A 21,360-nucleotide genomic window follows, 5' to 3' on the forward strand; every position below is an offset into this window, starting at 1 on the left:
ATATCTCTTAATATTTGTGTAGGGGCGAAACATTTTTCACCCTTACTGATTAGATTTTAAAAGGAAATAAACTAGCGGATTATAGCCGATTTTCCGTTAAAAATCTTGCTCAATCGTAAGCCAATTTTTCAGCATCTCTTTTCCGTATTCGGTGATAAAAGATTCAGGGTGGAACTGCACCCCAAAAATCGGCAAACTTTGGTGTTTGAACGCCATCAGCACATTTTGCTCACACACAGCCGTGGCTACAAGCGGTGTATTTTCCAACGAATTTTGCAAAATTCCCCACGAGTGATACAGCCCCACTTTCAACTGTTCCGGTAAACCGTCAAACATTGGATTTGGCTTAATTTGCGTTAGCGTGCGTTGCTGACCGTGCCGAACATTCTCTAAATTGTATAACGTGCCACCAAAAAACTCGCAAATCGTTTGATGCCCTAAACAAACCCCTAAAATAGATTTGCTTTGATAATAACGCTCTAACATCGCAAAAGTTTGTGGATACGCGCTCGGCACATCAGGGCCGGGCGAGATGAGAATATGCGTGAAGTTTTCCACTTCGTCTAGGTTTAATTCTTCCACTAATACGACCTTTGCAGGCACATTGAGCTTACGGAGTAAATCCACCAAGTTGAAAGTGAAAGAGTCGTGGTTGTCAATGATTAATAGCTTTTTTTGCATTTTTGTGTAGGGGCGGGTCCTGTACCCGCCCGATATTTCAGATGATATTCTTGGGTGGGCACAGGACCCGCCCCTACAATTTTAGGTAAATAACGAGATTTGACCTACTCTTCTAACAATTCCTTCGATACCATTTCCAATTTAATCGTATCCACTTCGTTTTCAATCAGCTCTACTTGTGGCACAAGTTGGCTTGCCTTGCTAGAAAGATGTTGAAATCGTTCCACTTTTCCGAGCAAGCCTTGTCGTCCAACAAGAGAAGTAACGGCTTGATTATATTGATTATTTGCCGTATTGAGCGTATTACCTAATTTTGCCAAGCGATCCGCCACAGCACAAACTTGGTTATAAATTTCGCCTGCTTTCTCGCTGATTTCACGAGCCTCAGAATTGCCTCGTTCAATTCGCCACAAATTCGCTACGGTGCGTAAAATTGGCATTAGCGTGGTGTGCGAAACCAAAATCACATTGCGTTCATAGCCAAAGTTAAACAACTGCGGATCGTGCTTCATCGCTTCAATATAAGCAGGCTCAATCGGTACAAACATCAGCACAAAATCAGGGCTTTTGATACCAAGCAAAGCACTGTAATTTTTCTTCGATAAACCCTCGATATGGGAACGGAGCGAACGGCAATGTTCGTCCAACGCCTGTGAAATTGCAAAATTTTCCTCAGATCTGACCGCTTGATCGTAGGCTACTAACGACACTTTGCTGTCAATAATCAGGTGTTTTTGATCGGGCAAATGCACCACAAAATCAGGGGCAAAACGTCTACCTTCTTCATCACGGAAACTTTCTTGGGCTTGATAATGCTCGCCTGCTAACAAACCCGCTGACTGCAATGTGGTTTCAAGCTGAACCTCGCCCCAGTTACCCGCCACTTTGTTATTGCCTTTCAACGCATTCGTGAGGTTTTGAGCCTCTTCCGACATTGAAACACCAATTTGTAGCACACGCTTAATTTCGGCTTCTAAATTCGCAGAACCTTTAAGGGATTCGCTATGTACCTCATTCACTCGTTTTTGAAAGCCCTCAATTTGCTCTTTAAAAGGCTTAAGCAGAGCTTCAAGCGAGCTTTGATTGGTTTCACTAAATCGCTTGCTTTTTTCATCTAAAATCTGTTGAGCGAGGTGTTGAAATTCCACATTAAGCTGTTGTTTTACTTCCACAAAATTACGTTGCTGCTGCTCAAAATTCGCCTGTTTTTCCGAAAGCGTGGTGCGTAGCTCGGTCAGCTCATTTTGCACTTCATTTAAGCGACTAAAAAGCGATTGATTTTCTCGCTCTTTTTGCGAAAGCGAACTCTGGCTAAATTGCAGCTGTTCTTCCAAACTCTCGGCTTTAGCGTGCGAAGAACCCACCCTTTCTTTCAGCTCACTGATATAGCGTTCTAGTTCGTTTTCCTGCTGTTCGGCAAGCTCAATTTTTTGTTGAAAACGTTGTAGCTGAGCATCTCGTTCACTCAAGCGTTCGCTTACGGCTTCATATTTCGTTTGTTGTTGCACCGCCCATTGCTCAAGTTGATTTTTCTCTTGGCTAAGATTCTCATATTTTTCGCTGATTTGGTGAAAATCTGCCGTGATTTTGTTGAGATCTTGGCTTAACTCATAAGCATCTCGCTGATAACGTGATTGCAGAAAAAACAAATAAATGCCAATCAGCACACAAACGGCAAGGGCAATATAGAGCCAAATTTCATCAATATTAAGTGAGGCGTTCATCGGTAAAACCTTTTTCAAAAAATGCTTTTCAAAACTATTACTTTGCATTATAACAGAGCTTTCCAATATTAAGCATTTCAGTTTTATGCAAGATTTTATAGACAAAGCCAATCAATATGGGCGAGCCAAACGTCCTTTTTTCTTTTTAATTGATTTTGAGCAGGAAAAGCCGCTTATTTTTCCGCTCGAAGAGGCTCATACAAGCGGTCTTTTTTTTGAGTTTTTTTGCAAATCGAATGCAAAAAGAACCTTTGAAAAAGTGGCTAAATCTTTTGAATTTTCAGCAAATCCAATTACTTTTGCTGAATATCAAGCTGGTTTTGAATTAGTGAAGAAAGAAATTCAAGCCGGTAATAGCTATTTGCTGAATTTAAGCTATCCAACAGCCATTGAAACCAATTATTCATTAGCGGAGATTTTTGCAAGTAGTAAGGCAAAATATAAATGTTATCTGCAAGATCAATTTGTCTGCTTTTCGCCCGAATGCTTTGTGCGAATTGAGCAGAACCGCATTTTTTCTTACCCGATGAAAGGAACGATTAATGCGAGCGAAGAAAATGCTGAGCAGAAATTAATAGCTTCTGAAAAAGAGTTTACCGAACATAATACTATTGTAGATTTGATCCGAAACGATCTCGCCTTAGTGGCTAAAAATATCGAAGTAACAAAATATCGCTATGTGGAAAAAGTCCAAACCCATCGTGGAGCAATTTTGCAAACAAGTTCTGAGATCTGCGGCGAACTGGCTGAAAATTGGCAGGAAAATATCGGATCTATTTTAGCCACTTTATTACCTGCTGGTTCTATTAGCGGTGCTCCTAAAGAGAAAACGGTTTCTATTATTCAGCAGGCAGAACAAGGAAAGCGTGGTTATTACACAGGGATTTTTGGCTATTTTGATGGCGAAAGTGTAGAAAGTGCGGTGGCAATTCGCTACATAGCCCAAACCCTGAGCGGACTTGTGTTCCACAGCGGCGGAGGAATTACCTCACAAAGCGTGTTAGAAGATGAATATAACGAAATTTTAGAGAAAGTCTATGTACCAATTTCCACTCTTTGAAACCATTTCAGTGATTGGTGGCAAGGTGAAGAATTTGCCTTATCATCAACAACGTTTTGAACAGGCGGTGCGAGAATATTTTGGTTGTGAGCCAACTTTCACATTAGCACAAATTTTAGTTGTACCAGAGCCTTATCAACAAGGCAAAGTACGCTGCCGAGTGGATTATAATGCGACTGAATGTGAGATAAAATTTTTCCCTTATTCGCCAAAACAAGTCGAGCGTTTTCGTTGTGTGGAAGTGGAAAATTGGGATTATCACTTAAAATTTAGCGACCGCAAGCGGTTCGATTTACTCAATATTTTGCAAAATGAAGAAGTGATAATTATCAATAATGGAAATTTTAGTGATTGCTCTATTGGTAATTTGCTTTTTCTAAAAGGGGGTGTTTGGTACAGTCCGCAAGATTATCTACTAAAAGGCACACAATTAACTCAATTATTAGATCAAGGAAAAGTCCATTTAACTAAAATCACTCAAGCTGATTTAGGGCAATATGAAAAAATAATGTTGATTAATGCTCTTAATCCCTTTGATGAAGCAAGGGCATTATCTTGCTCACAAATTTATTTTTGTGAGCTGGATCGAAAAGTTTAAAAAAACACTTGCAACTGGATAAGCATATACTATAATAATATACAGTTATTTTTACGCAGTAAGCGTGTATCAAATTGATAAAGGATAAAATATGGCTGAGAAGAAAAGTCAAAAAAGCACACCTGTAAAGCAGGTTGATCCCGCACAAAAAGAGAAAGCACTAGAAGCTGCTCTCGCTCAAATTGAGAAACAGTTCGGTAAAGGCTCAATTATGAAATTGGGTACTACACAAACGCTAGATATTGAGGCGGTTTCAACAGGTTCTTTAGGGTTAGATTCTGCATTAGGTATTGGTGGCTTACCAATGGGGCGTATTGTTGAGATTTATGGTCCTGAATCTTCAGGTAAAACTACTTTGACTTTATCTGTTGTGGCTCAAGCACAAAAAACAGGTAAAACTTGTGCTTTTATTGATGCGGAACACGCACTAGACCCAATTTACGCACGCAAATTGGGAGTAAATACAGATGATTTATTAATTTCTCAGCCGGATAACGGTGAACAAGCATTAGAAATTTGTGATGCCCTAGTGCGTTCCGGTGCGGTTGATGTCATTATTGTGGACTCTGTGGCGGCTCTTACACCAAAAGCCGAAATTGAAGGCGATATGGGTGATTCCCATATGGGTTTACAAGCTCGATTAATGTCTCAGGCATTGCGTAAATTAACCGCAAATATCAAAGCAACAAACTGCTTAGTCATCTTCATTAACCAAATCCGTATGAAGATTGGTGTAATGTTTGGTAACCCTGAAACCACTACGGGCGGTAATGCATTAAAATTCTATGCTTCTGTGCGTTTAGATATTCGTCGCTCTGGCGTAGTGAAAGACGGCGACCAAGTTATCGGCAGTGAAACCAAAGTGAAAGTAGTTAAAAACAAAGTTGCACCGCCATTCCGTGAAGTTAATTTTGATATTATGTACGGAGAAGGTATTGCTCATACCAATGAATTACTTATTCTTGCCGAAGCAAATGGCTTTATTAAGAAAGCAGGAGCTTGGTTCTCTTATGAAGGCGAGAAAATTGGTCAGGGTAAAAACAATGCAATTAAATGGTTAAAAGAACACCCTGAAATTGCGGAGAAAATCGAGAAAGATGTAAGAGATTTGCTCATCGCTAACCCAAATTTAGTTTCTACTAAAAATTCTAAAAGTTCAAATGATGACAACAGCGAAGAATTTAATGAAGAAGAACTATAACTAATTCAATTTATGCGATTTTCGCTCAATGTGAGAATCGCATTTTTTATATTTATGACAACTATTTCGACAACCAAAACAAATAAATACACAGCGGTTAATTATCTGCTATATTTACTCTCAAAAAGGGATTACAGCGAGCAAGAACTTCGCCAAAAACTCAAACAAAAAGAGTACGATCCTGATGAAATCGATGAGGCGATAGAAAAAGCTCAAGCCAATAACTGGCAAAGTGATGAACGATTTTGTACCACTTTTATTCGCTACCGTTCAATGCAAGGCATAGGCCCTCGCCGATTAAAGCAAGAATTAAAACTCAAAGGAGTTAAAGATTGGCTAATTAACCAAGAGCTTGAAAATGCAGAGATAGCTTGGTTTGAATTAGCCGAGCAAATTTTTGAGAAAAAAAGACCGCTTGAATGGGACATTAAAGCCAAACAAAAAATGTGGCGGTTTATGGTCAGTCGTGGTTTTTACAACGATCATTTTAGTCATTTAATGGATTTAGATTATAGCAGTGATGAGTATGAATAGAGAAAAAATAACCTTTTTTAGCCGATTTGAAGCAGATATTGTAAGTGGTAAAAAAACCATTACTATTCGAGATAAATCAGAATCTTACTTTCAACCAAACCAAGAATTAGCGGTTTTTACCAACGAAACAGACCGCTTTTTTGCTAACATCAAAGTGCTTTCTGTAACGCCAATTCAATATGATGAATTGAGCGAGCAGCATGCTCAACAAGAGAATATGAGCTTAACGGAATTAAAAGAAGTTATTCGAGAGATTTATTCGAATAACGACTCCTTTTTTGTCATTCATTTTAAACTGATTTAATGTAATGCTATGGCACTTTTTAAATCCACCAAACAAGTTGAATTATGCCCACAATGCCATTCTCCCTTGCAACTTAAACAAGGCAAGAAAGGTTTGTTTTTGGGCTGTTCCGCTTACCCTGAGTGTGATTACATCAAGCCATTACATCAAGAAAATCATATTATTAAAGAATTAGAAGAATGCTGCACTGAATGTGGGCATCATCTCCAATTAAAACAAGGCAGCTATGGCATTTTTATTGGTTGCAGTAATTATCCTGAATGCCATTTCATTGTTCACGAAGAAGCGGAAGTGGAAGAAGAATTTGATTGCCCCGAATGCAAACAACATAAACTGGTTGCTAGAAAAGGGCGTTCAGGCAAAACATTTTATGGTTGTACAGGCTTCCCGGATTGTAAATTTACCCTAGCAACTAGACCGATTAAGCAACAATGTGAAAAATGTGGCTGTGAACTTGCTACTATCAAAAAAGCGAAAGGCAAAGAATATAGGATATGTGCTAACAAAAGCTGCCAACATAAAACAGAAGTAACACTAAATGAATAATTTTTTAGACATCGTTAATCAATTAAAACAAGAAGAAGTAGTCGCTTACCCAACCGAAGCGGTTTTTGGCTTAGGCTGCAACCCACAAAGTGAAAAAGCAGTCAGGAAATTACTCGCCTTAAAACAACGCCCAGAAGAGAAAGGCTTAATTTTACTGGCTTCTGATTTAAAGTATCTACAGCCTTATATTGATGAAAGCCGAATGACAGAGCAGGCTTGGCAGCAACTCAATCAAATTGGTGAGCAAGCTATTACTTGGATCGTCCCCGTAAAAAAGAGCGTGCCGAGTTACCTCACAGGTAAATTTGATTCTATTGCCGTACGTTTATGTAATGTACCTTCAGTCGCTGAACTCTGCAAGGCAACAGGCTTTGCTCTCACATCAACCAGTGCCAATTTAACAGACAAGCCACCGTGCCGAAATGCACAAGAAGTACAAGCTCAATTTGGGGAAGATTTCCCTGTATTAAATGCAGAAACACTAGGTAGAGAAAATCCCTCTGAAATTCGAGATATTTTCAGCCAACAGATTTTTAGACAAGGATAGAAAATGAACCAATACGCTGTTTGGGGTAATCCAATTAAACAAAGTAAATCGCCTCGCATTCATCAACTTTTTGGCTTGCAGACTCAACGAGAGATTGAATATATCGCAAAACTAGGCGATGAGATTACCTTTGAGCAACAATTAGCTGAGTTTTTCAACTCAGGGGCAAAGGGAGGTAATATTACCGCTCCTTTTAAAGAACGAGCATTTGCGATTGCTGATGAATATAGCGAAAGTTGCTTATTAGCAGAGGCTTGTAACACTTTAAAACGATTAGATGATGGTCGTTTATATGCTGATAATACAGATGGCAAAGGCTTAGCGGCTGATTTAGAAAGGCTTGGTTGGTTGAAAACAGGGCAGAAAACCTTAATTTTAGGTGCAGGTGGGGCAACTAAAGGGGTATTACTTCCGTTGCTTCAGGCTGGGCTAGATATCACGATTTATAACCGCACTGCAGATAAAGCGGTCATTTTAGCGGAAAAATTCGCAAAATTTGGCAAAATTCAGACTGCTTGTTTAGAAGAAATTGCTGAACGTCAGTTCGATTTAATTATCAATGCTACATCGTTGGGTTTACAAGGTAAATACTTGGAATTGCCACCATCGTTAATAGTTTCAACCAAAATTTACGATATGCAGTATGCCATTAATATGCAAACGCCATTTATCAATTATGCGAGAAGCTGTGGTTCTACCGAATATCAAGACGGGTTAGGAATGTTAGTTGGGCAAGCCGCTTTTGCTTTTGCTTTATGGGAAGATAAATTCCCTGATATTGAAGCTGTTCTTGCACAATTAAAACAAGAAATGCAATCCGCCACATAGAGAAACTAACTATTATTTCATAAACAAAAAACGGTAGATTTCCGCCAAAATGTCGAATGTCTATACAATCAAACTAAAAAAACAGATTTTTTTAAAAAAGTATTTGACGGAAAGCCTTAAAATCAGCATAATGCACTCCGTTAACCGATATGGTGAACGCAAATGGCTACATAGCTCAGCTGGTTAGAGCACAACACTCATAATGTTGGGGTCGCAAGTTCGAATCTCGCTGTAGCCACCATTGCGGGACTGGCGAAATTGGTAGACGCACCAGATTTAGGTTCTGGCGCCGCGAGGTGTGTGGGTTCAAGTCCCTCGTCCCGCACCATTTATCGATTAACAAAAATTAGTGTTGGGGTATCGCCAAGCGGTAAGGCACCGGGTTTTGATCTCGGCATCCCTAGGTTCGAATCCTAGTACCCCAGCCATCTAATTTCAAATCATCAAATCTACTTAAGCTAACGTAAGTTAGTTTTTTTCTTTTGGGGTATCGCCAAGCGGTAAGGCACCGGGTTTTGATCTCGGCATTCCTAGGTTCGAATCCTAGTACCCCAGCCATATTTTCCTCTTATATTTTAATTTCTGTACTACATAGTTAATTCAGGGCATAATATAAGTCATTATGAATTATCAGTAAGTAATCAAAATGAAAAAATTTGTTGTGTTAATTTCAGGAAATGGTTCTAATCTCCAAGCAATAATTAATAGCCAAAAATCAGTTAATGCAAGCGGCCAAATGTGTGGTGTAATTAGCAATAAGGCTGATGCGTATGGTTTAGTTCGAGCTAAAAAAGAAGGCATTCCAACTTTTGTGTTTTCTCGTAAAGATTATGACAGTAATTTAGCTATGGATTTAGCTATTGCAGAGAAAATAGAGCAATTAGGGGCTGAATTAATCGTACTTGCTGGCTATATGAAGATTTTAACACCTGAGTTTACTCAACGCTTTGAGGGAAAAATTTTAAATATTCACCCTTCATTATTACCAAAATATCCGGGATTAAATGCTTACCAAAGAGCGATAGAAGCAGGAGAGTCTGAGCACGGAACAACAATTCATTTTGTAAATGAAGAAGTTGATGCAGGGGCTATTGTACTACAAGCAAAAGTACCTATTTACCCTAATGATGAAGTTGAAGATATTATGGCTCGTGTTGTTGAACAAGAACATCAATATTATCCACTTGTTGTTGAGTGGTTCTGTTCAGGGCGTTTGGTTGCTAAAAATGGAAAAGCGTATTTAGATGGAAAAGAATTAGGTAATATAGGCTATGCGGAGGAGTAATTACATTACTATAAAAAGAAGCTGCAACTGCAGCTTCTTTTGTTATATGGAGTAATTTACAAATTAGAGGCTAAAATTAACCGCTTGGTGTACTCTTGTTGTGGATTTTCAAAGATTTGATTTACATCTCCGCTTTCAACTACCTCACCTTGACTCATTACAATCACACGGTCGCTTAATGCTCTGATTACTGCAAGGTCGTGGCTAATGAACATATAGCTTAAACCATATTTTTTCTGTAAGCGATTGAGCAATTCGATTACGGTAATTTGCGTTGAGCGGTCAAGTGCTGAAGTCGGTTCATCTAAAAGTACAAATTTAGGCTCTAAAATGATAGCTCTTGCAATGGCAATGCGTTGGCGTTGTCCGCCTGAGAACTCGTGCGGATAGCGATTGATCATTGCAGGGTTAAGGTTTACCTCTTCCAAGATTTTCATCACTTTTTCACGGCGTTCGGCTTTGCTCATTTGAGGATAATGTACGGTTAAACCTTCTGCGATAATTTCGCCCACTGTTAAGCGTGGTGAAAGCGAGTTAAATGGATCTTGGAACACCATTTGCATATCTCTTTTTAATGCTTTCTGCTCAGATTTGCTGAGCTTGGTAATAGCTTGGTCAGCAAAAGTAATGTTGCCACGATAGTCCAAAATCTGCATAATCGCACGCCCAAGCGTTGATTTGCCTGAGCCAGATTCGCCTACAATTCCCAATGTTTCACCTTTTTTCAAACTTAGAGAGATGGTTTTTACCGCATTAAATACTTTTTTAGGCTTACCGAAAAGCGAATGTTTTAAAATATAATCCACTTCGATATTATCTGCCTTAATCAAGGTTGGGGCATTGAGCGGCAACTCGCCTTTTAAGTTATTTGGAATAGGCGTTAATAGCTCGATAGTATAAGGGTGCTGCGGATTGCTAAATACTTTTTCTGTTTCGCCACGTTCAATAATTTCCCCATTTTGCATTACACAAACGGCATCGCTATATTTATGCACCAAGCGTAAATCGTGAGAAATTAAGATAATTGCCATTCCCATATCACACTGTAAATCGTGCATTAAGTCGAGAATTTCTGCCTGAGTGGTTACATCTAACGCTGTTGTTGGTTCATCAGCAATTAATAGATCAGGTTTATTGATAATTGCCATTGCAATCATAATTCTTTGTAACTGACCACCTGAGAATTCGTGCGGATAATAACCCATCTTTTTATCGGCATCTGGAATTTTGACTTTCTGTAAAGTTTCCAATACCAATTTTTCAGCTTGAGCATTGGTAATTTGTGGATTATGCGTTTGAATTGCCTCCGCCACTTGTTTACCAATTGGCATATAAGGGTTGAGCGAGGTCATCGGCTATTGGAAAATCATACCAATGCGATCGCCTCGAATTGCCTGCATTTCTGTTTCAGACAAGCTCAACAGATTTTGCTCTTCAAACACAATTTTTGAATTTTCACCAAATTTAACAATGTTTTTTGGCAGTAATTGCATAATTGCCATTGAGGTAACGGATTTCCCCGAACCCGATTCCCCAACAATAGCAACAGTTTGTCCTTTCTCAATAGAGAAAGAGACATTACGAACTGCGTGAACTAATTCTTCGTCCGTTTTTAAATAAATATCGAGATTATTTACTTCTAATAATTTCATCTTAAACCTCTATTTATCTTTTGGATCGAGTGCATCACGCAAGCCATCACCAATAAAGTTAAAGCAAAAAAGCGTTAAACATAAGAAAAATGCAGGGAAAGCGAGCAACCAAGGTGATGTTTCCATCTGTGCCGCACCATCGCTTAATAATGCTCCCCAGCTACTCATCGGCTCTTGTGTTCCAAGCCCTAAGAAACTGAGGAAAGATTCAAACAAAATCAGAGAAGGCACTTCAAGGGAGGCATAAACTACCACTAAACCTAAAACGTTTGGCACAATGTGTCGCCAGATGATTTGACGGCGAGAAACACCGCATACAATCGCTGCTTCTACAAACTCTTTATTTTTTAGTGAAAGCGTTTGTCCACGCACAATACGCGCAAGGTTAAGCCAAGCCACCATACCGATTGCCACGAAAATCAGGAAAATATTTTGCCCGAAGAAAGTAACTAGTAAAATAACGAAGAACATAAATGGGAATGAGCTTAAAATTTCTAAAAAAGCATCATTACCATATCCACTTTGCCGCCGAAATAGCCTGAAATCGCCCCGTAGATCGTGCCGATAAGCACGGCAATCAACGCACCTGCAATACCTACCATTAAGGAAATACGTCCACCCATCGCCACACGCACAAGCAAATCACGCCCTGAGGAATCCGTACCGAAATAGTGTTGAGATTCAAAATCAGGCGGAATACCCATCATATTCCAATCGGTATCTTCATAGCTAAATAGCATTAGCATTGGGGCAAAGATAATAAAAAGGATAATACAACACAGAATAATCAGGCTTGCCACAGCCGCTTTATTGCAGAAAAAACGGCGGCGGGCATCTTGCCATAAACTTCTGCCCTGAATCGTTGAGGTAACATCAACAAGCGGTTGTTTTTTATCAGAATTTTGCATTTCCGCGCCTCATTATGAATAACGAATTTTCGGGTCGATTACCGCATATAAAATATCGACAATCGCATTAAATAAAATAGTAAGTGTGCCAACTAAAATGGTAAGACTTAGCACTAAAGAGTAATCACGGTTCAACGCACCATTGACGAATAGCTGCCCGATGCCGGGTAAGCCAAACACGCTTTCAATGACTATTGAGCCGGTAATAACTCCCACAAAAGCAGGGCCTAAATAGGTAATCACGGGTAACATAGCAGGGCGTAAGGCGTGTTTAAAAATAATTTTGCTCATCGGTAAACCTTTTGCTTTGGCAGTGCGAATGAAGTTTGAGTGCAATACTTCAATCATTGAGCCACGAGTGATACGGGCAATACCTGCAACATAACTGATGGTTAAAGAGAGAACAGGCAATACCATATAATAGAGCTGACCGCCGTTCCAGCCACTGGCAGGCAACCATTTGAGATAAATAGCAAAAACGAGAACCAACAGCGGAGCGAATACAAAGCTCGGCATAATGATCCCCGTCATTGAAAAGCCCATTACTAAATAATCCTACCTACTATTTTGCTTAAGAGCCGCAACCGTTCCTGCCGTTAAGCCAATAATGACCGCAAAAATAAAAGCAGTAATGCCCAGTTTGATTGAAACAGGGAATGCAGAGGCAATTAAGGTATTGACGGTTTGATCTTTATATTTAAATGACGGGCCGAAATCGCCTTTCGACAGATTTTCCATATAAATGAAATATTACTTGTAGAGAGGCTCGTTCAGATGGTATTTCGCCTCAATATTCGCCATTACTTCGGGCGGATAGGCTTTTTCACTGGTAAATGGGCTGCCGGGAGCAAGTCGCATTAGGAAAAAAGAAAAGGTAATCAAGATAAATAAGGTTGGAATCGCCTCAAGAAGACGTTTAAAAATAAACTTCAGCATAAGTGCCACACTTTTTAGTTATATTGGTAGGAAATTAATAGCGTAAATTAACGGCTTTGTAAAGATATTGACTAGTTATGGCTATTTTTATAATAATTCATTATTCTTAAGCGGTTATTTTTTAGCTGATTTTTGCAAATTTCTGTTAGAATTTGACCGCTTGTTATTTATTAGAAGGAATATAGAATGCCTGAAATACAGAGTGAAAACCGCAGACCTTTAGCGTCTCGCAATAATAAATGCCTTGCAAAATTTGCTTCTTGGCTTGCCCGTAAAGATTTCCCAACACCTAATCAAATTTCCTGTTTCAGTATGCTGTTTGCCTTACTTGGAGCGGTTGCACTATTTTTTAGCCAATCTATCTGGTCTCTTATTTTTTGTGCGGTGATGGTGCAAATGCGTCTTCTCTGTAATTTATTTGATGGAATGGTTGCGGTAGAAGGCGGTAAGAAAACCGCAAATGGAGCTATTTTTAATGAATTTCCAGACAGAGTAGCAGACAGTTTATTTTTAATTGCATTAGGCTATGCCACACCTTTCTTTTGGTTAGGTTGGCTGGCAGCATTGTTGGCGGCTTTAACTGCCTATATTCGTATTTTCGGCGGTAGTTTAGGGTTACCACAACGTTTTCAAGGCCCAATGGCAAAACAGCAAAGAATGGCTGCAATAACGATAGGCTGTTTGCTTGCAGCGGTAGAAATTTATTTCAATTTAACCACTTATACACTTTCCGCCACCTTAATTATTATTACGCTTGGCACAGCTTATACTTGCTATGTTCGTACAATGGCGATTTCTGCCGAACTCAATTATTTGGAGAAACAGGATGAAAACATTACTCGCTAAATTCATCGACCATATTATCTGCTTTTTTACCTCTTTTATTACAGGCATTCGCCCCCAGCAATTAACTGAAAATAGCGTGCCGAAGGTGTATTATGCAAACCATCATAGCCACGGCGATTTTATTTTAGTCTGGATTTCACTACCGCAACATTTACGCCTAAAAACTCGTCCTGTTGCCGGGGCAGATTATTGGCAGAAAGGAGCTATTCGCCGCTTTATTGCGAATTCTGTGTTCAATGTATTACTGGTAGAGCGTAACAGCGATAATCCGCAACTGGCGATTGAAAATATGGCAAACCGACTTTCAACAGGAGAGAATTTGATTATTTTCCCCGAAGGGACTCGCAATTTGAGCGAAGAAGTGCTACAACCTTTTAAAAGCGGCATTTATCATTTAGCTCAAACCCTGCCGAATATTCAATTTGTACCGGTCTGGATTGATAATATGAAACAGGTTCTACCAAAAGGGGCAATCTTACCTATTCCGTTAATGTGCCAAGTTCGTTTTGGCGAAGCAATTTCGTTGCAAGAAGGCGAAGAAAAAGCCGATTTTATTGAACGTTCTCGCCAAGCGTTGCTTGCACTTTCTCCAACGCATAAGGAGTAAATAATGACAATTAGTACCATTTTTCTCTCTTTTTTCGGGATTTTAGTTTTAGCATCATTGATTGGCTTTGTGCTTAAAAAACGTAAAGGCAATACGAATACCATTGAGAATTTAAATGCCCGTATTTATGCGTGGTGGATAATGCTTTTTGTGTTGTTATTTGCCTTTGCATTCGGGCAAAACGGCACAATTTTGCTGTTTTTCCTTATTTCCTTTGCGGCATTGCGAGAGTTTATGACGCTGGTTTATCAAGACAGGCACGATTATTACGCTTTAGTGGTCTGTTTCTATCTACTCCTACCGCTACAATACTATTTTGTGTGGACGGAGTGGTATGGAATGTTCTCTATTTTTATTCCTGTTTATGGCTTTTTATTGTTACCTATTGTAGGCAGTTTAACAGGCAAAACCGAGCATTTTTTAGGACGTTCAGCCAAAATTCAATGGGCGGCGATGATCAGTATTTTCTGCCTTTCCCACGTTCCTGCATTGCTTACTTTAAATGTACAAGGCTTAGCGAAAAGTCAAAATATCCAACTGCTGATTTTCTTAATTGCGATTGTTCAATTAAGTGATGTATTGCAATATATTTGGGGCAAATTGGTGGGTAAACGTAAAATTATGCCAAGCCTATCGCCATCTAAAACGGTAGCTGGTACGGTTGGCGGCATTTTAAGTGCAACCTTAATTGCGATGCTGCTTGCTCCTATTACGCCATTTTCAACGCTACAGGCAGGGGTTATCGGCTTTGTAATTTGTTTAATGGGCTTTTTTGGTGGATTGGTAATGTCTGCCATTAAACGAGATTACGGCGTAAAAGATTGGGGCAGAATGATTAAAGGACACGGCGGAATGTTAGATAGAGTTGATTCAATTTGTTTCTCAGCCCCTGTGTTCTTCCATATTGTCCGATATTATTGGGCATAAAGCGTATTTAACAAGCGGTTGTTTTTATCTAAAATTTTGCAAATTTTTAAACAAAAACAACCGCTTGTTAGTTAGCCAATTTTAGTAATGCCTAAATGGGCATAGGTTCTATTGGTTGCAATTCTACCTCTTGGGGTACGTTGTAGGAAGCCTTGTTGAATAAGGTAAGGCTCTAGCACATCTTCAATCGTATCTCGTTCTTCGCCAATTGCTGCTGCAAGGTTATCTAAACCCACAGGACCGCCGTCAAAACGTTCTACAATCGCTTGTAGGAGTTTGATGTCCATAAAATCAAATCCTTCCGAATCCACATCAAGCATTGCCAATGCCTGTTTAGCAATCTCTGAGGTAATAATGCCGTTATTGCGAACATCAGCATAATCTCGCACACGGCGGAGTAGGCGATTAGCAATACGAGGCGTGCCACGAGAACGGCGAGCTACTTCATAAGCACCATCTGCAGATAAATTCAGATTAAGGCAATCTGCACTACGTTTCACAATTAAAGTGAGATCATCCACCGAATAAAATTCTAATCGTTGAACAATGCCGAAGCGATCTCGTAATGGAGAGGTTAGCGATCCTGCTCGAGTGGTTGCGCCTACTAAGGTAAAAGGCGGTAAATCAAGCTTAATGGAGCGCGCAGCAGGGCCTTCGCCAATCATAATATCGAGCTGATAATCTTCCATTGCAGGGTAAAGTACCTCCTCAATAGCGGGAGAGAGTCGGTGAATTTCATCAATGAAAAGCACATCGTAAGGCTCAAGATTAGTCAGCATTGCGGCTAGATCGCCTGCTTTTTCTAATACAGGCCCGGAAGTAGTGCGGATATTCACACCCATTTCATTTGCTACAATGTTGGCGAGGGTGGTTTTACCTAGACCGGGCGGTCCAAAAATCAGTAAGTGATCGAGAGCCTCATTACGCAATTTGGCGGCTTTGATGAAGATCTCCATCTGATCACGTACAGAGGGCTGCCCAACATAATCGGCAAGCAATTTAGGGCGGATTGCACGGTCGATAACTTCTTCCTCACGCTTTGGCGAGGCACTGATAATTCTATCTGCTTCAATCATAATTTATTGTTTATAACGAATTTTTTAACGCCTCACGAATGAGCTGCTCACTCGTTGCCCCAGCCTTATTGATTTTCTTGATCATTTTTTCTGCATCAGCTGGTTTATAACCTAACGCAATTAAGGCATCAAGAGCTTCATTTGCAGGATCTGGTGTAGTGCTTGCAACAATTTGATCGTGTGAGACTTCCACAAAGAAATCAGTTTGAGCAATCCCTTTAAATTTACCTTTTAGCTCAACAAGTAAACGCTCTGCGGTTTTTCTACCAATGCCCGGAATTTTAGTCAGTTTTGCTAGTTCTTCATTTTCAATAGCTGTAGCAAATTGTGAAACCGACATTGCAGAAAGAATGGCAAGGGCTAGTTTAGGGCCTACACCATTGGTTTTAATCAATTCACGAAATAAGGTTCTATCTTGTTTTTGGGCAAAACCAAAGAGCAAGTGAGCATCTTCTCGCACCACTAAATGGGTGAAAATAGTGGTTTCATCACCCACTTGTGGCAAACTATAGAAGCTAGTCATTGGGAGAAGTAATTCATAGCCTATACCTTGTACATCTAGTAAAATTTCCGGCGGCTGCTTTTCAATAATTTTGCCGTGTAATCGTCCTATCATTGTTCTATCCTAAAGTTAAAATTGGCAGTAGCATAGCAGAAACTGTATAAAATAACACTATGTATTCTCTACCTGATTTGCAAATTTTTTACTAAAAACGACCGCTTGTTAGCTGATGAGATGAGTAATGCCTTCATAAATCAACATTAAGCCAAACAGCATAAAAATCACGCCTGAAATGTTATCAATATAGCGGCTATGCTTTGCGTAAAATTGTCTGATAGGCTTACGAGAAAAGAGTAGAGCCACCAAGCAGAAATAGGCAAATGTACTGATGACAAATAAAAATAGTAGCTCAAACATTTGCGATGTTTGAGTAATATTACCTAAATATGCGGAAATTACGCTGGTGAAATAAACCCCAGCTTTAGCATTAAAGATGTTAATTAATAGACCTTTTTTGATTTCTGTGAATGTATGTAGTGGGGTAAGTAATGATTTATCTTCCTTAAAGGTAATATTCTCTTTTACCCTAACCATTTTGGAGCCGATGTAGGTAAGATAGCTTCCCCCAATCATCATAATGACATATTGAAACGTATCGCCCATACCTTTACTTAGCAACGTTAATCCGAAAATAGCAAAAGCAGCCCAAAAAATAATACCTATGGAAATACCTGTTGCAGCAAGAGTGCCACTTTTGATGGAATGACTTGCCGATTGTCTAACTACATAAAAGAAATCAGGCCCGGGGCTGGCGAGCCCTGCTAGATGAATCAGTAAAATTGTGAGCATAAGATCCTTAAATAAAATAATACAAAATATGTAGTGAGAGTAGAGCAAAGATGGCAGCAAGAATATCGTCAAACATAATGCCCAAACCGCTTTCTAATTTTTTGTCAAAATAGCGGATAGGAAAAGGTTTGAGAATATCAAAAATGCGGAAACTGATAAAAGCGAACACATAACCTAATAAATTATATTCAGGCAGATAAGCGAACATTAAAAAGATAGCAACAATTTCGTCCCAGACTATTCTGCCATCATCGTGAACATTGAGATCTTGGCTGGTTTTCGTGCAAATGTAGCAGCCAGCAATAAAGCCAATTATGCTAAGAATGACAAAGAAAATACCGGATTGGGTAATGTTCCATAGCAAAACAGAAAGGATTACCCCAGCCAGACTTCCCCAAGTGCCGGGGCCTGGTTTTAATAAACCAGAACCAAAGCCAAAACCGAGAAAGTGGATAGGATTTTTAAGATTAATTGGTTTCATTGTTATTATTTTTTGAAATGATCAAAGCCACTTTTAGTGGGCAAAGTTACGACTTCATTATTGCGTAATAAGATTAAACCTTCTTTGGCGGAACGAATTTGCCCGATGCAAGTATAGTTTACACCAATGTTAGTGAGGGCTTTCTCAAGTTTTTGCTTATTATCGTTATGAACGGTAAAACAAAGCTCGTAATCTTCCCCACCACTTAATGCAAAATGTTCAGCCTCTTCTTTTGAATAGCAATTTAGTAGTGGCTCTGAAAGCGGTAAATCATCAAGATTTACAGCAGCACCACAGTGACTACGTTTTAAAATATGCCCTAAATCAGAGAGTAAACCGTCTGAAATATCAATTGCTGCATTCGCAATAGAAGCAATAGTTAAGCCAAGCAGTACACGGGGGGTTGGGCGTAAATGGCGTTGAATAAGATAGCTTTCATCTTTATTCCAACTTATATTATCGGTTTGTTGGTTAAGCAATAATTGCAAACCGGCTGCACTATCGCCAAGCGTGCCGGAAACGTAGATCCAATCGCCTACTTTTGCATTATGGCGAAATAGCCCTTTATCTTGTGGCACAATACCTTGTGCGGTAAGGGTTAAGGATAAATGCCCTTTAGTAGTGTCGCCGCCAATAAGATCAACATTATAGTGATCTAAAATATCAAAGAAATGTTCGCTAAATTCAGCTAGCCAATTGTGATCGATTTCAGGTAAGGTTAAAGCTAACGAGATCCAAGCAGGCTCTGCTCCCATTGAGGCGAGATCGCTTAAATTAACTGCAACACTTTTATATGCTAAGTCAGCAGGCGAAATAGAGGGTAGAAAGTGAGTGCCACAAACTAACGTATCTGTGGTAATAGCAAGTTGTTGATTGGGCTTTAGCGAGGTTACCGCACAGTCATCACCAATGGCTAATAATACATCTTTCCGAGGAGGACGCTGAGAGGCATTGAAGTAGCGGTCGATAATATCAAATTCACCCATAAAATTCCCTTTCCCATTACGTTAAAATCCCCAATTTCATACAAAATTGGGGAAGATTTTATTTCTTACCGAGTGCCGGTGCTAGTTTATCTAAAATACCGTTAATGTATTTGTGGCTGTCGTCAGAGCCAAATACTTTAGCAACTTCAATGCCTTCGTTGATCACAACACGGAAAGGTACATCATCTTGGAATTTTAGCTCATAGCCTGATAGGCGAAGAATAGAACGCTCGATAGGATCGATATCATCTTCTTTACGATCTAAAAATGGGCGTAATGCTTCATCAATGGCTTCAACATTATCTACAACACCACGGAATAGTGTGCGGAAATAAGGCATATCCACACCTTTCATATCTTGATCGGCAATAAATGCTAATTCCACTTCTTCAACCGTATTTTTGGAAATATACCAAGAATAAATGGCTTGAACCGCACACTCTCTTGCACGGCGACGTGGGGAAACTTTCATAAAACCTCTAATTCTATAACACAAAAAAATGACGGCTGATTCTATCACACTTCCCCTATTTTTGCTTGCGTTTATCTTCGCTATTTTTATTTTTTCGTACCCCTTACTTTTTCGTTTGATTGAAGAATGTAAGGCGTAACAAAAATAACGAGTTCCCGCTTGCTGATTTTATCTCTCGTTTGGCTAAATAAGCCTTTAATAAACGGAATTGAACCTAAAACCGGCACTTTATCTTCCCCTTTTTGGGTTAAATGTTGGAAAATGCCACCTAGTACGATAGTTTCTCCATGTTTAGCAAACACTTGTGTGTTGAGTTCTTGTTTATCAATGGTAATTAAGCCACTGCTGCCTGATTGAGAATTAGGTGAATTTTGAGTAATAATTAAATCCAATAAAATTTGATTTTGAGTAGAAAGATGAGGCACAACCTCCAAGCCTAGCACTGCTTCTTTAAATTCCACATCGGTTGCTTCCGATTTAGTGTTATACATCACATAAGGAATTTCTGTGCCTTGCTTAATGCTCGCCGGCTTTTTATTAGTGGTTAAAAGACGAGGGCTGGCAATGATTTCCACGCTGTTTTCTTGCTCTAATGCACTGAGTTCTAAATCTAACACACGGCTATTAATGGAAGCGACTTGTAAAACCGCTGAAGCACCATTCGCAACAGGGAAATTCACATTGAGATTATTGGCTACACTACTTAATCCATTGCCTTCAAGCCTCCCACCAAATTTATAGTGATCAGCTCCTCTAGAGAACATTCCCCAACGCACACCTAATTCTTGCAAATGTTCGCTACTGATCGTAACAATGCGAGCTTCAATCGCAATTTGTTCGGTGGGGTGGTCGAGTTGTTTGATTAATCGCTCAATATTTTGCAGTGATTTCGCACTATCTTTAATAATTAAGCTATTACTTCGCTCGTCAAAATGGATATAGCCATTTTCAGATAAAAACGTACCACTGCCTTTCGTTAAAGATTCAATTACTTCTGAGGCTTTCGCATAATTGAGCTTTATGGTTTTCGTTATCAGCTTTGGTGTGGTTACAAGCGGTGGATTTTGTATATTATTTTGCAAATGGTGAATTAAATTTAAGTCCGCCTGTTTTTCTTCTTTTTTGCTGATATAAACAATGTCCGCTTCTTGGCTAAAAGATAATTTATTTACTTTGCTGATCGTTTTAAATATCTCTTCAATAGACTTATTTTCTAACCTTAACGTAGATTTTGTTTGAATATCATCTTCTAAAACGATATTTCTTTCCGCTTCTTCAGATAAATAAGTCAGCAGAAGTGAGGTCGGTGCATTTTTTACTGAAAGAGAAATCGTATCAGCCAATGCGAATGAGGAGCTAAGTAATACATAAAGCAAAATTCTATACATATTAACCTCTATAGTTTTATCGTGATTTCATACGGAAAGTTACAATCTTTCGTAAGTTTCCAATTAATATAAGTCAGTGATTTCAAAGTAATGTTTTTTATCTCAATATCTTGATTTTTAATTATCTGGTTTTCTTTAAAGTCAAATAGTTGTTCTTTTTCATCAATGAACAAGGCGGTAGAATGTTGATTAATTTTAACTAAGCCAATCAGTTTTAACTTCTTAAATTCCGTTGGTAAATTAAGTGAATTCAGACTTTCAGACGTTTTACAAGCGGTTAAATTTTTCGAAATATTTGCAATTTCAGGCAGAGCTTCAACACTATTCTGTTCATTGCTTACTGTAAGTTGCTCGCCAAAAAAGGGGTCAGTAGCCAGAGCATTAATGCTAATGAATAAAAAGAAGAAAAAATAGTTACGCAT

The 21,360-nt window shown here is 39.1% G+C and carries 22 protein-coding genes, 4 tRNA genes and 3 pseudogenes; 16 read left to right on the forward strand and 13 right to left on the reverse strand.

Annotated features, from left to right (window positions below; all coding sequences use genetic code 11):
* Positions 1–96: 96 nt before the first annotated feature.
* Together ACERCF_RS02715 and ACERCF_RS02720 are read right to left on the reverse strand one after the other, a co-directional pair.
* The gene (locus ACERCF_RS02715) at positions 97–681 is read right to left on the reverse strand and encodes an anthranilate synthase component II (RefSeq protein WP_373624541.1); all 585 of its coding nucleotides are present in this window, start codon (positions 679–681) and stop codon (positions 97–99) included.
* 104 nt (positions 682–785) lie between these two features.
* Complete coding sequence (locus ACERCF_RS02720) at positions 786–2,405, reverse strand: DNA recombination protein RmuC (RefSeq protein ID WP_373624542.1); 1,620 nt, start codon at positions 2,403–2,405, stop codon at positions 786–788.
* An 85-nt stretch (positions 2,406–2,490) separates the two neighbouring features.
* Here ACERCF_RS02720 and ACERCF_RS02725 point away from each other — a divergent pair, with 85 nt between their 5' ends.
* From ACERCF_RS02725 to purN, 13 genes are all read left to right on the forward strand, one after another.
* Positions 2,491–3,465, forward strand: coding sequence for an aminodeoxychorismate synthase component I (locus ACERCF_RS02725; protein ID WP_373624543.1), 975 nt, complete (start codon positions 2,491–2,493; stop codon positions 3,463–3,465).
* A complete protein-coding gene (locus ACERCF_RS02730; protein ID WP_373610635.1) occupies positions 3,443–4,063 on the forward strand; it encodes an aminotransferase class IV family protein in 621 nt (206 codons plus the stop codon). The genes ACERCF_RS02725 and ACERCF_RS02730 overlap by 23 nt, the downstream gene beginning before the upstream one ends.
* A 91-nt stretch (positions 4,064–4,154) precedes the next feature.
* Entirely contained in the window at positions 4,155–5,264 is a 1,110-nt protein-coding gene (gene recA / locus ACERCF_RS02735; RefSeq protein WP_373610636.1) for a recombinase RecA, read from the forward strand.
* A 54-nt stretch (positions 5,265–5,318) separates the two neighbouring features.
* Positions 5,319–5,798: a recombination regulator RecX gene (recX, locus tag ACERCF_RS02740; protein ID WP_373624544.1), complete on the forward strand. Its 480-nt coding sequence runs from the start codon at positions 5,319–5,321 to the stop codon at positions 5,796–5,798.
* The gene (gene yqfB / locus ACERCF_RS02745; protein ID WP_373610638.1) at positions 5,791–6,102 is read left to right on the forward strand and encodes a N(4)-acetylcytidine aminohydrolase; all 312 of its coding nucleotides are present in this window, start codon (positions 5,791–5,793) and stop codon (positions 6,100–6,102) included. The genes recX and yqfB overlap by 8 nt, the downstream gene beginning before the upstream one ends.
* 9 nt (positions 6,103–6,111) lie before the next feature.
* Positions 6,112–6,648 (forward strand): DNA topoisomerase family protein, encoded by a 537-nt coding sequence (locus ACERCF_RS02750; RefSeq protein ID WP_373624545.1) that lies wholly within the window; start codon positions 6,112–6,114, stop codon positions 6,646–6,648.
* On the forward strand, positions 6,641–7,195 hold the full coding sequence (gene tsaC / locus ACERCF_RS02755) for an L-threonylcarbamoyladenylate synthase type 1 TsaC (protein ID WP_373610641.1): 555 nt from the start codon (positions 6,641–6,643) through the stop codon (positions 7,193–7,195). Before ACERCF_RS02750 ends, tsaC begins: the two co-directional genes overlap by 8 nt.
* A gap of 3 nt (positions 7,196–7,198) precedes the next feature.
* A complete protein-coding gene (gene aroE / locus ACERCF_RS02760; RefSeq protein WP_373624546.1) occupies positions 7,199–8,023 on the forward strand; it encodes a shikimate dehydrogenase in 825 nt (274 codons plus the stop codon).
* A 164-nt stretch (positions 8,024–8,187) separates the two neighbouring features.
* Positions 8,188–8,264, forward strand: a tRNA-Met gene (locus ACERCF_RS02765).
* 2 nt (positions 8,265–8,266) lie between these two features.
* Positions 8,267–8,351 (forward strand) — tRNA-Leu (locus ACERCF_RS02770).
* A gap of 25 nt (positions 8,352–8,376) precedes the next feature.
* A tRNA-Gln gene (locus ACERCF_RS02775) sits at positions 8,377–8,451 on the forward strand.
* Positions 8,452–8,506: 55 nt separating this feature from the next.
* Positions 8,507–8,581 (forward strand) — tRNA-Gln (locus ACERCF_RS02780).
* An 88-nt stretch (positions 8,582–8,669) separates the two neighbouring features.
* Entirely contained in the window at positions 8,670–9,308 is a 639-nt protein-coding gene (purN, locus tag ACERCF_RS02785) for a phosphoribosylglycinamide formyltransferase (protein WP_373624547.1), read from the forward strand.
* Positions 9,309–9,364: 56 nt separating this feature from the next.
* On the opposite strand, the pseudogene ACERCF_RS02790 reads toward purN, so the two are convergent.
* From ACERCF_RS02790 to oppB, 3 pseudogenes are all read right to left on the reverse strand, one after another.
* A pseudogene (locus ACERCF_RS02790) lies at positions 9,365–10,960 on the reverse strand (ABC transporter ATP-binding protein).
* Between the two features lie 9 nt (positions 10,961–10,969).
* Positions 10,970–11,868: pseudogene (gene oppC, locus ACERCF_RS02795) on the reverse strand (oligopeptide ABC transporter permease OppC).
* Positions 11,869–11,880: 12 nt separating this feature from the next.
* Positions 11,881–12,804: pseudogene (gene oppB / locus ACERCF_RS02800) on the reverse strand (oligopeptide ABC transporter permease OppB).
* Positions 12,805–12,990: 186 nt separating this feature from the next.
* On the opposite strand from oppB, the gene ACERCF_RS02805 reads away from it, so the two are divergent.
* From ACERCF_RS02805 to ACERCF_RS02815, 3 genes are read left to right on the forward strand one after another with little or no spacing between them, the layout of a single operon-like run.
* Positions 12,991–13,650: a CDP-alcohol phosphatidyltransferase family protein gene (locus ACERCF_RS02805; protein WP_373610645.1), complete on the forward strand. Its 660-nt coding sequence runs from the start codon at positions 12,991–12,993 to the stop codon at positions 13,648–13,650.
* On the forward strand, positions 13,631–14,257 hold the full coding sequence (locus ACERCF_RS02810) for a lysophospholipid acyltransferase family protein (protein ID WP_373624548.1): 627 nt from the start codon (positions 13,631–13,633) through the stop codon (positions 14,255–14,257). Before ACERCF_RS02805 ends, ACERCF_RS02810 begins: the two co-directional genes overlap by 20 nt.
* A 3-nt stretch (positions 14,258–14,260) precedes the next feature.
* Positions 14,261–15,184 carry a phosphatidate cytidylyltransferase gene (locus tag ACERCF_RS02815; RefSeq protein ID WP_373624549.1) on the forward strand — a complete coding sequence of 308 codons (924 nt, stop codon included), beginning with the start codon at positions 14,261–14,263 and terminating at the stop codon, positions 15,182–15,184.
* A gap of 71 nt (positions 15,185–15,255) precedes the next feature.
* Here ACERCF_RS02815 and ruvB read toward each other — a convergent pair whose 3' ends face one another.
* From ruvB to ACERCF_RS02855, 8 genes are all read right to left on the reverse strand, one after another.
* Positions 15,256–16,260 carry a Holliday junction branch migration DNA helicase RuvB gene (gene ruvB, locus ACERCF_RS02820; protein ID WP_373624550.1) on the reverse strand — a complete coding sequence of 335 codons (1,005 nt, stop codon included), beginning with the start codon at positions 16,258–16,260 and terminating at the stop codon, positions 15,256–15,258.
* A 10-nt stretch (positions 16,261–16,270) separates the two neighbouring features.
* On the reverse strand, positions 16,271–16,876 hold the full coding sequence (gene ruvA / locus ACERCF_RS02825; RefSeq protein WP_373624551.1) for a Holliday junction branch migration protein RuvA: 606 nt from the start codon (positions 16,874–16,876) through the stop codon (positions 16,271–16,273).
* Between the two features lie 108 nt (positions 16,877–16,984).
* Positions 16,985–17,611, reverse strand: coding sequence for a LysE family transporter (locus tag ACERCF_RS02830; protein ID WP_373624552.1), 627 nt, complete (start codon positions 17,609–17,611; stop codon positions 16,985–16,987).
* A 7-nt stretch (positions 17,612–17,618) separates the two neighbouring features.
* The gene (locus ACERCF_RS02835; protein WP_373624553.1) at positions 17,619–18,092 is read right to left on the reverse strand and encodes a phosphatidylglycerophosphatase A family protein; all 474 of its coding nucleotides are present in this window, start codon (positions 18,090–18,092) and stop codon (positions 17,619–17,621) included.
* 5 nt (positions 18,093–18,097) lie between these two features.
* On the reverse strand, positions 18,098–19,078 hold the full coding sequence (gene thiL / locus ACERCF_RS02840; RefSeq protein ID WP_373610653.1) for a thiamine-phosphate kinase: 981 nt from the start codon (positions 19,076–19,078) through the stop codon (positions 18,098–18,100).
* Between the two features lie 58 nt (positions 19,079–19,136).
* Positions 19,137–19,550: a transcription antitermination factor NusB gene (nusB, locus tag ACERCF_RS02845; protein ID WP_373610654.1), complete on the reverse strand. Its 414-nt coding sequence runs from the start codon at positions 19,548–19,550 to the stop codon at positions 19,137–19,139.
* Positions 19,551–19,636: 86 nt separating this feature from the next.
* A complete protein-coding gene (gene pilQ, locus ACERCF_RS02850) occupies positions 19,637–20,938 on the reverse strand; it encodes a type IV pilus secretin PilQ (protein ID WP_373624554.1) in 1,302 nt (433 codons plus the stop codon).
* An 8-nt stretch (positions 20,939–20,946) separates the two neighbouring features.
* Positions 20,947–21,360, reverse strand: a complete 414-nt coding sequence (locus tag ACERCF_RS02855; protein ID WP_373624555.1) for a hypothetical protein — start codon at positions 21,358–21,360, stop codon at positions 20,947–20,949.

Source organism: Mannheimia kashgarensis, assembly GCF_041807705.1.
Classification (GTDB): Bacteria; Pseudomonadota; Gammaproteobacteria; order Enterobacterales; family Pasteurellaceae; genus Mannheimia.